Annotated in this window: 14 protein-coding genes, 1 tRNA gene and 1 pseudogene; 12 read left to right on the plus strand and 4 right to left on the minus strand. The window is 68.3% G+C overall.

Features of this window, described 5'->3' with window-relative positions:
• Positions 1–250 precede the first annotated feature (250 nt).
• The 7 genes from ftsZ (at position 251) to QJR12_RS06125 (ending at position 5,526) form a co-directional block, all read left to right on the plus strand.
• The gene (gene ftsZ, locus QJR12_RS06095) at positions 251–1,390 is read left to right on the plus strand and encodes a cell division protein FtsZ (RefSeq protein WP_300579866.1); all 1,140 of its coding nucleotides are present in this window, start codon (positions 251–253) and stop codon (positions 1,388–1,390) included.
• A gap of 43 nt (positions 1,391–1,433) precedes the next feature.
• Positions 1,434–2,171: a peptidoglycan editing factor PgeF gene (gene pgeF, locus QJR12_RS06100; protein ID WP_300579867.1), complete on the plus strand. Its 738-nt coding sequence runs from the start codon at positions 1,434–1,436 to the stop codon at positions 2,169–2,171.
• The gene (locus tag QJR12_RS06105; protein WP_300579868.1) at positions 2,168–2,932 is read left to right on the plus strand and encodes a YggS family pyridoxal phosphate-dependent enzyme; all 765 of its coding nucleotides are present in this window, start codon (positions 2,168–2,170) and stop codon (positions 2,930–2,932) included. The genes pgeF and QJR12_RS06105 overlap by 4 nt, the downstream gene beginning before the upstream one ends.
• A 57-nt stretch (positions 2,933–2,989) precedes the next feature.
• A complete protein-coding gene (locus tag QJR12_RS06110) occupies positions 2,990–3,619 on the plus strand; it encodes a cell division protein SepF (protein WP_300579870.1) in 630 nt (209 codons plus the stop codon).
• A gap of 131 nt (positions 3,620–3,750) precedes the next feature.
• Positions 3,751–4,041, plus strand: coding sequence for a YggT family protein (locus QJR12_RS06115; RefSeq protein ID WP_300579872.1), 291 nt, complete (start codon positions 3,751–3,753; stop codon positions 4,039–4,041).
• A gap of 259 nt (positions 4,042–4,300) precedes the next feature.
• The gene (locus QJR12_RS06120; RefSeq protein ID WP_300579873.1) at positions 4,301–5,071 is read left to right on the plus strand and encodes a DivIVA domain-containing protein; all 771 of its coding nucleotides are present in this window, start codon (positions 4,301–4,303) and stop codon (positions 5,069–5,071) included.
• A 92-nt stretch (positions 5,072–5,163) separates the two neighbouring features.
• Positions 5,164–5,526, plus strand: coding sequence for a hypothetical protein (locus tag QJR12_RS06125; RefSeq protein WP_300579981.1), 363 nt, complete (start codon positions 5,164–5,166; stop codon positions 5,524–5,526).
• 16 nt (positions 5,527–5,542) lie between these two features.
• On the opposite strand, the pseudogene QJR12_RS06130 reads toward QJR12_RS06125, so the two are convergent.
• Together QJR12_RS06130 and QJR12_RS06135 are read right to left on the minus strand one after the other, a co-directional pair.
• Positions 5,543–6,253, minus strand: a pseudogene (locus QJR12_RS06130) (phosphoribosyltransferase); the annotation flags it as partial.
• 70 nt (positions 6,254–6,323) lie between these two features.
• Positions 6,324–6,409, minus strand: a tRNA-Leu gene (locus QJR12_RS06135).
• 152 nt (positions 6,410–6,561) lie between these two features.
• Between QJR12_RS06135 and QJR12_RS06140 the strand changes: the two genes are divergently transcribed.
• Positions 6,562–7,923 carry a M20/M25/M40 family metallo-hydrolase gene (locus QJR12_RS06140; RefSeq protein WP_300579982.1) on the plus strand — a complete coding sequence of 454 codons (1,362 nt, stop codon included), beginning with the start codon at positions 6,562–6,564 and terminating at the stop codon, positions 7,921–7,923.
• 20 nt (positions 7,924–7,943) lie between these two features.
• Positions 7,944–8,480 carry a YbhB/YbcL family Raf kinase inhibitor-like protein gene (locus QJR12_RS06145; RefSeq protein WP_300579874.1) on the plus strand — a complete coding sequence of 179 codons (537 nt, stop codon included), beginning with the start codon at positions 7,944–7,946 and terminating at the stop codon, positions 8,478–8,480.
• Between the two features lie 76 nt (positions 8,481–8,556).
• Here the strand turns inward: QJR12_RS06145 and QJR12_RS06150 are convergent, their stop codons facing one another.
• Positions 8,557–9,624, minus strand: a complete 1,068-nt coding sequence (locus tag QJR12_RS06150) for a quinone-dependent dihydroorotate dehydrogenase (RefSeq protein WP_300579983.1) — start codon at positions 9,622–9,624, stop codon at positions 8,557–8,559.
• 32 nt (positions 9,625–9,656) lie between these two features.
• Positions 9,657–9,908, minus strand: coding sequence for a DUF5703 family protein (locus tag QJR12_RS06155; RefSeq protein ID WP_300579876.1), 252 nt, complete (start codon positions 9,906–9,908; stop codon positions 9,657–9,659).
• 337 nt (positions 9,909–10,245) lie between these two features.
• On the opposite strand from QJR12_RS06155, the gene QJR12_RS06160 reads away from it, so the two are divergent.
• The 3 genes from QJR12_RS06160 to QJR12_RS06170 all read left to right on the plus strand — a co-directional run bounded on the left by QJR12_RS06160 (position 10,246) and on the right by QJR12_RS06170 (position 12,217).
• On the plus strand, positions 10,246–10,584 hold the full coding sequence (locus QJR12_RS06160) for a hypothetical protein (protein WP_300579878.1): 339 nt from the start codon (positions 10,246–10,248) through the stop codon (positions 10,582–10,584).
• Positions 10,585–10,700: 116 nt separating this feature from the next.
• Positions 10,701–11,531 (plus strand): undecaprenyl-diphosphate phosphatase, encoded by an 831-nt coding sequence (locus QJR12_RS06165; protein ID WP_300579984.1) that lies wholly within the window; start codon positions 10,701–10,703, stop codon positions 11,529–11,531.
• Positions 11,528–12,217, plus strand: coding sequence for a histidine phosphatase family protein (locus QJR12_RS06170; protein WP_300579880.1), 690 nt, complete (start codon positions 11,528–11,530; stop codon positions 12,215–12,217). Before QJR12_RS06165 ends, QJR12_RS06170 begins: the two co-directional genes overlap by 4 nt.
• Positions 12,218–12,229 lie beyond the last annotated feature (12 nt).

Here is a 12,229-nt window from a genome sequence, read left to right on the forward strand (position 1 = left end):
TCACGCGCCGGGCGCTTCGCGCCCGCTGCCCGGGAAAAATTGACCGAAATTCGCCCGCCGTGTGTCGGCGCGCCTGCATGGTTGGGGCGGGCCATGGCCATACCGTTCTGGTTGCGCAGAACTACTTGACATAACTCTAAGCCTCTGGTTGAGGTTGAGAGTTTGCCGAAGGTCTTGAAGGGTTGTTCACGTTGGGCCGACAGATCCGAGCCGCAAACGACGTCAGTCCCATCAGGGAGGAAGCCGAATGATGACCCCCCCGCATAACTACCTGGCCGTCATCAAAGTCGTGGGGATCGGCGGCGGCGGTGTTAACGCCGTCAACCGGATGATCGAGCAGGGCCTCAAGGGCGTGGAGTTCATCGCGATCAACACCGACGCCCAGGCGCTGTTGATGAGCGATGCGGACGTCAAGCTCGATGTTGGGCGGGATTCCACCCGCGGGCTGGGCGCCGGTGCCGACCCGGAGGTGGGGCGCAAGGCCGCCGAGGACGCCAAGGACGAGATCGAAGAACTGCTGCGCGGGGCCGACATGGTGTTCGTCACCGCCGGCGAAGGGGGCGGAACCGGCACCGGCGGCGCGCCGGTGGTGGCCACCATCGCCCGAAAGCTGGGCGCGCTGACCGTGGGCGTGGTCACCCGGCCGTTCTCCTTTGAGGGCAAGCGGCGCAGTCAGCAGGCCGAGGCCGGCATCGCCGCGCTGCGGGAAAGCTGTGACACCTTGATCGTGATCCCCAACGATCGCTTGTTGCAGATGGGAGATGCCGCGGTCTCCTTGATGGACGCGTTTCGCAGTGCCGACGAGGTGCTGCTCAACGGCGTGCAGGGCATCACCGACTTGATCACCACTCCGGGCTTGATCAACGTCGACTTCGCCGATGTCAAGGGCATCATGTCCGGTGCGGGCACCGCGCTGATGGGCATCGGCTCGGCCCGCGGTGAGGGCCGGGCGATCAAGGCCGCCGAGATCGCGATCAATTCCCCGCTGCTGGAAGCCTCCATGGAGGGGGCGCAGGGCGTGCTGATGTCGGTCGCCGGCGGCAGCGACCTGGGCCTGTTTGAGATCAACGAGGCGGCCTCGCTGGTGCAAGAGGCCGCCCACCCGGATGCCAACATCATCTTCGGAACCGTCATCGATGACTCGCTGGGTGACGAGGTGCGTGTCACGGTCATCGCGGCGGGCTTCGCGGCCAGCGGGCCGGGCCGCAGACCGATCCTCGGCGGGGGATCGGGCCAGACCATCGCCCCGGGTAAGGCCGGCAAGCTCACCACGACGCTGTTCGAGCCCGCCGACGCCGTCAGCGTGCCGCTGTCCACCAACGGCTCGACGCTCAGCATCGGCGGCGATGATGACGATGACGTCGACGTGCCGCCCTTCATGCGCCGCTAGCGCCCCGCTGACTTCGGTGCCGACCGAACCGGATACTGGGTCGGTGGGCTATCGCATTCGCCGGGTGACGACCACTCGCGCCGGCGGGGTCTCGGCGCCCCCGTTCGACACCTTCAATCTGGGTGATCACGTCGGTGACGACCCGGCTGCGGTGGCGGCCAACCGGGCCCGGCTGGCCGCCACCATTGGCTTGCCCCCCGCACGGGTGGTGTGGATGAACCAGGTCCACGGTGATCACGTCGAGGTGGTCGATGAGCCACGCGGCGGCGCGCTCGACGCCACCGACGCACTGGTGACCCGTACCCCCCGCCTGGCGCTGGCGGTGGTGTCCGCGGACTGTGTGCCGGTGTTGCTGGCCGATGCCCGCGCCGGTGTGGTGGCGGCCGTGCACGCCGGCCGGGTGGGCGCCCAGCGCGGAGTGGTGGCCCGCACCCTGGAGGTGATGCTGGCCGTCGGCGCGCACCCTCGCGATATCTCGGCTTTTCTCGGTCCCGCGGTCAGCGGGCGCAATTACGAGGTGCCCGCGGCGATGGCCGATGAGGTCGAGGCGGCTCTGCCCGGCAGCCGCACCACCACGCCGGCCGGCACTCCGGCGCTTGATCTGCGCGCCGGAATCGCGCGCCAGCTCGCCGATTCGGGGGTCGGCGCGATCGACGTCGATCCCCGCTGCACGGTGGCGGACCCCGATCTGTTCTCCCATCGCCGGGACGGGCAGACCGGGAGGTTGGCGTCGCTGGTGTGGATGGAAGCCGCCGGTGTGAACGGACCGGGTCGGCAATGAGTCCGGCGGCAGCCGAGCATTCAACGCGGGAATCCGAATTGTCCCGCGCGTTGGCGTCGGTGCACTCGCGGCTCGCCGCGGCCGCACGGGCTGCGGGCCGCAACGTCGATGACATCGAACTTCTGCCCGTTACCAAATTCTTTCCGGCAACCGATGTTGCGATTTTGGTGCGTTTGGGTTGCCGCTCGATAGGCGAGTCCCGCGAGCAGGAGGCGTGGGCGAAGATCGGTGAGCTCGCCGGGGTGCTGGGCCCCGCAGCGCGGCAGGTGCGCTGGCACATGGTGGGTCAGATTCAGCGGAACAAGGTTCCCCGGCTGGCCCGCTGGGCGCACACCGTGCACTCCGTCGATAGCGCACGCCTGGTGACCGCGCTCGACCGGGCGGCCGGCGCGGCCCTTGCCGGAGGTCAGCGCAGTGCCCCGCTGCGGGTCTATGTCCAGATCAGCCTCGACGGCGACGTGGCTCGCGGCGGGGTGGACATCTCCGCGCCCGGCGCCGTGGACGATATCTGCGCCCGGGTGGAGGCGTCCGAAACGCTGGAATTGGTCGGGTTGATGGGTATTCCGCCGGTGAACTGGGATCCGGAGAAGGCCTTCGCGCGGCTGCACGCCGAGCATCGCCGGGTGCTCGAGTCGCATCCGAATGCGGTGGGGCTTTCGGCGGGCATGTCCAATGACTTCGAAATCGCCGTCAAACACGGTTCAACCTGTGTGCGTGTCGGTACCGCGTTATTGGGCCCGCGACCGCTACGGTCACCGTGAGCAGTCACTGCAGTCACACCTTCATCACAGACATCACACTCCAGAAGGGGTCACACGATGAGCACACTGCACAAGGTCAAGGCCTACTTCGGGATGGCTCCGACGGAGGACTACGACGACGAGTACTACGACGACCGCGCTCCGACACCGCACGGCTATCCGCGGCACCGGTTCGACGACGGCTACCCCCGCTACGACGGGCGCGACTATGACGATCCGCGTGGCGAGCCGGGGGACTACCCCCCGGGTGGTTATCGCGGCTACGGCGACGAGCCCCGGTTCCGGCCCCGGGAGTTCGGCCGAGCCGAGTTGGCCCGGCCCCGGTTCGGCTTGTTGCGCGGCTCCACGCGCGGCGCGCTGGCAATGGATCCACGTCGGATGGCGATGATGTTCGACGAGGGCAGCCCGCTGTCGAAGATCACCACGTTGCGCCCAAAGGACTACAGCGAGGCCCGCACCATCGGGGAGCGTTTCCGCGACGGCACCCCGGTGATCATGGATTTGGTGTCGATGGATAACGCCGACGCCAAACGGCTGGTGGATTTCGCGGCCGGACTGGCCTTCGCCTTGCGCGGCTCATTCGACAAAGTGGCGACCAAGGTGTTCCTGCTGTCGCCCGCCGATGTCGACGTCTCCCCGGAGGACCGGCGCCGGATCGCCGAAACCGGCTTTTACGCCTACCAGTAGCCGCCGCAACAGGACAGCCCGGCCGCCGGCAACGAGCGTGCACGCCGGCCATCCGAGTCGGTAGGCTGACGGTTGCCGCGCCCGGGCGCGGTGATAGTCGGCAGGCTCACATCGGTAAGGTCAGGCCCCCGTTGACGCTGTTCTTTCAGATCCTCGGCTTCGCGCTGTTCCTGTTCTGGTTGCTGCTGATCGCGCGGATCGTCGTCGAATTCATCCGATCGTTTAGCCGCGACTGGCATCCCCGCGGTGCCACCGTGGTGGTTCTCGAGGCCATCATGTCGATCACCGATCCCCCGGTGAAGTTGCTGCGCCGGCTGATACCGCAGCTCACCATCGGGGCGGTTCGCCTCGACCTGTCCATCATGGTGCTGCTGCTGGTGGCGTTCATCGGCATGCAATTGGCTTTTCAGGCCGCGGTTTAACGCGGTTTAAAGCGCGTCGGACGGTGCCCGCCGGGCGGCTGGGCGCACCGGGTGCCAACGGGTTATCGGCGGACGTCCGCAATCTCGTGGACGAGATTTCTCGGGCTCTTCTTAAAATATGAAATTCGCTCTTAAGTATCGGGCTAATCGGCAACCGGCGGGTCTGATGTGACAGGATGGGCAACGGTTGCGGTACAGCTACCGCAACGTCCTACACTTTGCAGACCGGATTGACGATCCAGATTCGAGGGGGCAAAGAATGCCGCTGACACCAGCAGACGTCCATAATGTGGCGTTCAGTAAGCCGCCGATTGGCAAGCGAGGCTACAACGAGGACGAGGTCGATGCCTTCCTCGACCTGGTGGAAAACGAGCTGAGCCGGCTCATCGAAGAGAACACCGACCTGCGCCAGCGGGTCAAGGAACTGGATCAGGAGTTGGCCGCCGTCCGCGCGAGTGCCGGTGCCCAGCCCACCGAGGCCATCCCGCTCTACGAACCGCCACGGGAAGCCCCGGCGCCCGCCGCCGAGGTGGCCGAGGAGCAGGCCCTCAAGGCCGCCAGGGTGCTGAGCCTCGCTCAGGACACTGCCGATCGGCTCACCGCCACCGCCAAAGCCGAGTCGGACAAGATGCTGGCCGATGCCCGCGCCAACGCCGACCAAATCCTCAGCGACGCGCGCCGCGAGGCCGAAACGACGCTCGCCGAAGCCCGCCAGCGCGCCGATGCGATGTTGACCGATGCGCAGACTCGATCCGAGGCTCAGCTGCGCCAGGCCCAGGAGAAGGCCGACGCGTTGCAGGCCGACGCCGAACGCAAGCATTCCGAGATCATGGGCACCATCAACCAGCAGCGCACGGTATTGGAAGGTCGCCTCGAGCAACTGCGTACCTTCGAACGCGAGTACCGCACCCGATTGAAGACCTACCTGGAATCTCAGCTTGAGGAGCTTGGCCAGCGCGGTTCGGCGGCGCCGGTCGACTCCAGCGCAGAAACCGGTGGGTTCAACCAATTCCACAGGGGCAGTAACTAGGGGGGCACTAACTAGCCGGGCAGGGTTCGGGCCGCCCCGAAGAAGACATCGAGGAAGACGGCGGTTCCGCCGGTGTGGCTGAAGGGTTGCCGATGCTGATTATCGCGCTGGTGTTAGCGGTGATAGGCCTGGCCGCATTGGTGTTCGCGGTCGTCACCAGTAACGAGTTGGTGGCATGGGTTTGCATTGCGGCAAGCGCTGCGGGGGTGGTGTTGCTGATCGTCGACGCGCTGCAGGAACGCCGGGAACGGGACACCGCCGGGCGGCCGCCCCGGCGACCGGTGGACACCACGTCGCCGGGCGCTCAAGACCCGACACCAGCCCCGGGGGCCGACGCGAGCGTCACCGGCGAGACCTCGACCGATGAGACCTTCGATGCCGAGTACCCCGAGAGCGTCGACACCGGTGCCGATGAGACGCCGGCGAGAAAACCGGGAGCCGGCGGCGACGGGTGACGCCCGGGCGTCGAATTCACGTTTGGTGGGGGCTCTCCTGCCGGGTCGGGGTGGCCAGCAGCTCCCGGACCTCCTCATCGGTGACCTGATGAAAGTCGACGTAGGCCTGTCCCACCGCGTCGAACGCCGCAGGCATGGTGACACACACCACGTCATCGGCTTCTTGCGCGAGCAGCTCACAGCCCGAGGGTGGTGCTACCGGGACGGCGACGACGATCGCGTGCGGGCCGGCGGCCCGCACCGCACGCACGGCCGCCAGCATGCTGGCACCGGTGGCGATACCGTCGTCGACGAGGATCACGGTTTTGCCGGCGGGATCGGTGAGCGGCCGGTCACCGCGGTAGGCCCGCTCGCGCCGGCTCAGCTCCGCGGTCTCCCGATCGATCACCGCGCGCACCTGGTCCTCACCGATGTGCAGGCTGGACACCACGTTGTCGTTGATCACCACCCCGCCACCGCTGGCCAGCGCGCCCATCGCGAGTTCGCTCCACTGCGGCACGCCCAGCTTGCGCACCAAAAACACATCCAGCGGAGCATCGAGTGCGCGGGCAACCTCCCAGGCAACGGGGACACCACCGCGTGCCAGCCCCAACACCAGCAGCCCCGCCGTGCCACGGTGGGGGGCCAATTCTCGGGCCAGCATCCGCCCGGCGTCGCGACGGTCGCGAAACGTGCGGGCCGCGGTGCGCCGGAGAAAGCCACCCGATCGATTCATTGGTGCTACCTCGTTGCTGGCTATCCCCAGCCTACGACCCCAGGCGGGCCACGGCTCGGCGATGCTGCCCGTCGGCACCGGGTGTCCGAGGGGGGACTTGAACCCCCACGCCCACTAATAGGGCACTAGCACCTCAAGCTAGCGCGTCTGCCATTCCGCCACTCGGACCACTCAACCAGGGCTGGCAGCCAAGGCTATCGGATCATCGGGTGCGGACCCAAACACCAGGCACGCCTGCCCCACGGCCGTTCCAATGGTAGGGCCGTTCCAATGGTAGGAAAGTGCCCAACGGTAGGAAAGGTGCCCGATGATGCCCGATGATGGCCGATGATAGGAAAGGGACTGTGACGCTTGCAGCCGGTGTTCCGGTCGACGAGGTGGTGGACGTCGTCAGCAGGCTGATCCAATTTGACACCACCAACACCGGCGAACCCGACACCACCAAGGGCGAGGCGCAGTGCGCGGGCTGGGTGGCGGCGCAGTTGGAGGAGGCCGGCTACCAGACCGAATACGTCGAGTCCGGTGCCCCCGGCCGGGGCAATGTGTTCGCCCGGCTCGCGGGCGCGGACCGGTCCCGCGGCACGCTGTTGATCCATGGTCACCTCGACGTGGTGCCGGCCGAGGCGGCCGATTGGAGCGTGCACCCGTTTTCCGGAGCGATCGAGGACGGCTATGTCTGGGGCCGCGGCGCGGTCGACATGAAAGACATGCTGGGCATGATGATCGTGGTGGCCCGGCATTTCCGGCGTGCCGGGATCGTGCCGCCCCGCGATGTGCTGTTTGCGTTCCTTGCCGACGAAGAACACGGCGGCTTATACGGGTCGCAGTGGCTGGTCGACAACCGGCCCGACCTGTTCGACGGGGTCAGCGAGGCGATCGGCGAGGTCGGCGGGTTTTCGCTGACCGTGCCGTGCCGCACCGGCGGCGAACGCCGCCTCTATCTGATCGAGACCGCCGAGAAGGGCGTGCAGTGGATGCGGCTGACCGCGCGCGGGCGCGCTGGCCACGGCTCGATGGTGCACGACCACAACGCGGTCACCTCCCTCGCCGAGGCGGTCGCCCGGCTGGGCCGCCACCGCTTCCCGCTGGTGGTTACCGAGCCCGTCGCGCGGTTCCTGGCGGCGGTCAGCGAGGAAACGGGCCACATTTTCGACGCCGGGGCGCCAGACCTGGACGGGACACTCGACAAACTGGGCCCGATAGCCCGCATCGTGAAGGCTACGCTGCGCGACACCGCCAACCCGACCGTGCTCAAGGCCGGGTATAAGGCCAACGTTGTTCCCGCGACGGCGGAAGCGGTGCTGGACTGCCGCGTGCTTCCCGGCCGGCAAGCGGCCTTCGAGGCCGAGGTCGACGAGTTGATCGGCCCCGAGGTGAGCCGCGAATGGATCGCCAACCTGCCGCCGTATCAGACCGGGTTCGACGGTGACCTGGTCGACGCCATGAACGCCGCACTGCGCGCGGTGGACCCCGATGCCCGCACGGTGCCCTACATGCTATCCGGTGGAACAGATGCAAAAGCCTTTGCGCGCTTGGGTATTCGCTGTTTCGGTTTCATCCCCCTGCGATTGCCCCCGGAATTGGATTTCGCGGCGCTGTTCCACGGCGTGGACGAGCGGGTACCCATCGACGGGCTCAAGTTCGGTACCCGGGTGCTGGCACACTTTTTAACACACTGCTGATCGACACGAGAGGACCGAGGATGATCACCCGACCCGACCCGTTTGCCGCACTGCCCAAGTTACCGTCGTTCACGCTGACATCGAAGTCGATCACCGACGGGCAGCCGTTGGCCTCCGCCCAGATCAGCGGGATCCTCGGTGCCGGCGGCCGGGACGCCAGCCCGCACCTGAGCTGGTCTGGGTTTCCCGCGGACACCCGCAGCTTTGCGGTCACCGTCTATGACCCCGATGCCCCGACGATGTCGGGATTCTGGCACTGGGCGGTGGCCAACCTGCCCGCTTCGGTCACCGAGCTACCCGAAGGTGTGGGCGACGGCCGTCAGCTGCCGGGTAACGCGCTGACACTGGTCAATGACGCCGGGATGCGGCGCTACGTCGGGGCTGCGCCACCGCCCGGTCATGGTCCGCATCGGTACTACGTCACGGTGCATGCGGTCAACGTCGAGAAACTCGATCTCAGCGAGGACGCCAGTCCCGCCTTCCTGGGATTTCAGCTTTTCCAGCACGCGATCGCGCGGGCGTTCATCTACGGCACCTACGAGCAGCCGGCCGACTGACCACCCGGGGCGCGGTGTCGCAACAGGCCTGCTCGCCGGGTATTGAACGGGTATTGAAGATTTGCGCCGGTGCAGCTTAGGGTTCGGCCGGGGCGGACCCGACGGCCTCGCTAAGCGATGCGAACCCGCCGTCATGCAGCCTGCGGGCGATCCCGTCGTGAATGTGCTTGGCCCACAAGGCTCCTCCGTAGACGAAGCCGGTGTAGCCCTGCAGCAGCGACGCACCGGAGGTGATGCGCTCCCAGGCATCGTCGGGCGTTTCGATGCCGCCCACGCTGATCAGGGTCAACCGGTCGCCGACCCGGCGGTGGAGCCGGCGCAGCACCGCGGTCGCCCGCGGCGCCAGCGGGGGCCCGGAGACGCCGCCCGGCCCGAGCTGGTCGAGCCCCGGGGTGCGCAGGCCGTCGCGGCAGACCGTGGTGTTGGTGGCCACGATGGCCGACACCCCCAAGTCGACCGCCAGGTCGGCGATGTCGTCGATGTCGGTGTCGGCGAGATCGGGCGCGATCTTCACCGCCACCGGCGTCGAGGTCTCGGCGAGCACGGCCGACAGGATCGGCTGCAGGAACTCGACGGCCTGCAGATCCCTCAACCCAGGCGTATTCGGTGAGCTCACGTTGACCACCAGATACGTCGCCAGCGGGCCGAGCAGGCGGGCGCAGGTGCGGTAGTCCTCGACCGCCCGTGCCGGCGCGGTCGATGCCGCCTTACCGATGTTGATCCCGATCGGTATGCCGGGGTGGTGACGGGCCAGGCGCATCGCCAGCGCGCCGGCGCCGTTGTTGTTAAACCCCATCCGGTTGAGCAGCGCGTGATCGGCGGGCAGCCGGAAAAGCCGCGGCGCCGGATTGCCGGGTTGCGGGTGGGTGGTGACGGTGCCCACCTCGGCGTAGCCGAAGCCCAGCGCGCCCCAGGTGTTGAGCCCGGCACCGTCCTTGTCGAAACCGGCGGCCAGCCCGAGCGGTCCCGGGAAGCGCACCCCGAACACCGTGCTGGCCAGGACCGGGTCGGCGGGCGCCAACAGCCGGCGAAGCAACCCGCGCAGCGGGGTGGGCGCGGTGACACCGCGCAGCGCGGCGAAAACCATCGCGTGGGCGTGTTCCGGCGGTATCAAAAACAGCACCCGGCGCACCAGATCGTCGATCCGGTGACGACTGTCGCGGGGGCCGTCCGCCGTCACAGTTGCGGTCGGTCAAGCCGCTGGCCGACCGTCGACTTCTGGCGGCGCAGCAACACCCGCCTGCTGCCGTCGGTGTACAGGCGCACCCGGGTCAACTCCCAGCCGCGGTACTCGGCCTCGATGGACAGCCGGGTAGACGCGCTGACCCTGGTCACCTCGGGCGGCAGGTGCAGCGGCGCCCACTCGTAGTCGTCGGACATCTCGGAGTCCCATCCCGCGGGCAGCCGCCGCCACCGGGCCGCAGTCAACGGGGACCCGCCGCGTGCCCGATGACCCGGATTCCGCCGTTGGATCCCGGCCGGCCCCGCGGCCCGCCCGAGGCAACCTCGGTGTCCGGCGAGTTAGTGTGCCGCACGGTTGGCTACCGTACCTTTCCACAGCTGTTGCGGGGACCAGATGGTAACCACTGAGCATAGGCGCCGCGGCCCGGATGCCCAACCGCCTCGTCGCGGGCCGGGCCGCGCCACCCGGGCCATGGGCCATGCCTCGAACGACCGGGGGGTGCTGGCGGTCGGGGACGGCGCCGCTCGGGCGCAGTCTGGTATCCTATGCAGTCCCGGCAGCGCCGGGGAGTATTGTGCCCTTGTGACCGTCACCGAGGACCGTCCGTTCGCCGACCCGAATTTCGCGATCGAAGACCTGTGGATCGAGGTCTTTTCCGGCGGGGTTTGTGCCAGTGGCTTCGGAGCGGTCGGTGACGGTCGCTGTTTCGCCTTCCGCGTCGAACGCCGGCGGCTCGAGGTGGAGATCTACCGTCCCCGGCTCACCGGGCCGGTGCCCCAGCCCGAGGATGTGGTCGCGAAATCGAGCCGCACCCTCATCCACGTCGACCTCATCGACGAGCGCAGCCTCATCGCGGCGGTCCGGGATGCGGTTGCGGTGGCCGAACCGGTGCCCCGGCGGGCCGCCGCGGTTTCCCGGTAGCCCTCCGCGGATGCCGGGCATGCCGGCTTCGGAAATGCCGGCAGGCCGGCCCGACCGGGAGATCGATGCCGGGAGATCGATTAGGTACGGTCGTCGTCGTGACCGTACCCGCAGCGATGTCGTGGTGGCAGGTCATCGCCCTGGCCGTGGTGCAGGGTCTCACCGAATTTCTGCCGGTGTCCTCCTCGGGGCACCTGGCGATCGCTTCACGGGTGCTTTTCGGCGGCGACGCCGGCGCCTCGTTCACCGCGGTCACCCAACTGGGCACCGAGGCGGCCGTGCTGGCCTACTTCGCCCGAGACATTGCGCGCATCGTCACCGCGTGGTGTCGTGGCCTGGGCGCGTCCCGACAGCGCGGCCCCGACTACCGGCTGGGCTGGTACGTCATCATCGGAAGCCTCCCGATCGGCGTCGCGGGCCTGGCGTTCAGCGACCAGATCCGCTCGGGTGTCCGCAATCTCTGGGTGGTGGCGACGGCCCTGGTGATGTTCTCGGCGGTGATCGCCCTCGCCGAGTATGTCGGCCGCCAAAACCGGGGTGCCGGGGACCTGACTTGGCGTGACGCCGTCATCGTGGGCTTGGCTCAGACCCTGGCGCTCATCCCCGGTGTCTCCCGGTCCGGGGCGACCATCAGCGCCGGGCTGTCCCTCGGGCTGCACCGCGAACCGGCGGCTCGCTTCGGCTTTCTGCTGGCCATCCCGGCGGTGTTCGCGTCCGGGTTGTTCTCGTTGCCGGATGCCTTTCACCCGGTCCGCCAGGGCATGAGCGCGACCGGGCCCCAGCTGGCGGCGGCCACGATGATCGCGTTCGTCGTCGGGCTCGCCGCGGTGGCCTGGTTTCTCCGGTTTCTGGTGCGCCACAGCATGTACTGGTTCGTGGGCTATCGGGTGGCCGCCGGGGTGGGTGTCCTGGTTCTGCTGGCCAGCGGGGCGGTGGCGCCGACGTGACCGTCATCTTGTTGCGACATTGCCGGTCCGTCTGCAATACCGCGCACATCCTGGCCGGGCGCTCCGCGGGGGTCGACCTCGATGACACCGGCCGGCAGCAAGCCGCCGAGCTTGTCGACCGGATCGGTGGGCTGCCGATCCGGGCCGTGGTGTGCTCGCCGCTGCTCCGGTGCCGGCGCACCGTCGAACCGCTCACCGACGCGTTGGGCCTCGAGCTCGTCGTCGACGAGCGGCTCGCGGAAGTTGACTACGGCGAGTGGACCGGACGCACCATCGCCGAGCTGGCCCGGGAACCGTTGTGGGCGGTCGTCCAGACCCATCCCAGCGCGGTGGTGTTTCCCGGGGGCGAAGGCCTGGCACAGGTGCAGTCGCGGGCGGTGGCGACGGTCCGCGAACACGACCGGCTGCTGGCCGATCAACACGGCCCCAACACCTTGTGGCTGGCGTGCACCCACGGCGATGTCATCAAGGCCTTGATCGCGGACGCGCTCGGCATGCACCTGGACAGCTTTCAGCGTGTCACCGTGGATCCCGGGTCGGTGAGCGTGATCCGCTATACCCGGCTGCGGCCGTTTGTCTTGCACGTCAACCACACCGGTGAACGGCTGGCGGCCGCGCTGGCCGAGCCGTCGCCGGATGGCCAAGCGCCGCCCGGGGACGCGGTGGTGGGCGGGTCGACCGGCTGATTGGCCCGCTGG

The organism is Mycobacterium sp., assembly GCF_029961025.1.
In the GTDB taxonomy this organism is placed as follows: domain Bacteria; phylum Actinomycetota; class Actinomycetes; order Mycobacteriales; family Mycobacteriaceae; genus Mycobacterium.

Excerpts from the sequence above, each read along its gene's own strand:
- QJR12_RS06110 (WP_300579870.1), top strand. The coding sequence starts at position 2,990 with ATGAGCACACTGCACAAGGTCAAGGCCTACTTCGGGATGGCTCCGACG.
- QJR12_RS06125 (WP_300579981.1), top strand. The coding sequence starts at position 5,164 with ATGCTGATTATCGCGCTGGTGTTAGCGGTGATAGGCCTGGCCGCATTG.
- QJR12_RS06145 (WP_300579874.1), top strand. The coding sequence starts at position 7,944 with ATGATCACCCGACCCGACCCGTTTGCCGCACTGCCCAAGTTACCGTCG.
- QJR12_RS06140 (WP_300579982.1), top strand. The coding sequence starts at position 6,562 with ATGGCCGATGATAGGAAAGGGACTGTGACGCTTGCAGCCGGTGTTCCG.
- QJR12_RS06165 (WP_300579984.1), top strand. The coding sequence starts at position 10,701 with ATGTCGTGGTGGCAGGTCATCGCCCTGGCCGTGGTGCAGGGTCTCACC.
- QJR12_RS06120 (WP_300579873.1), top strand. The coding sequence starts at position 4,301 with ATGCCGCTGACACCAGCAGACGTCCATAATGTGGCGTTCAGTAAGCCG.
- QJR12_RS06105 (WP_300579868.1), top strand. The coding sequence starts at position 2,168 with ATGAGTCCGGCGGCAGCCGAGCATTCAACGCGGGAATCCGAATTGTCC.
- ftsZ (WP_300579866.1), top strand. The coding sequence starts at position 251 with ATGACCCCCCCGCATAACTACCTGGCCGTCATCAAAGTCGTGGGGATC.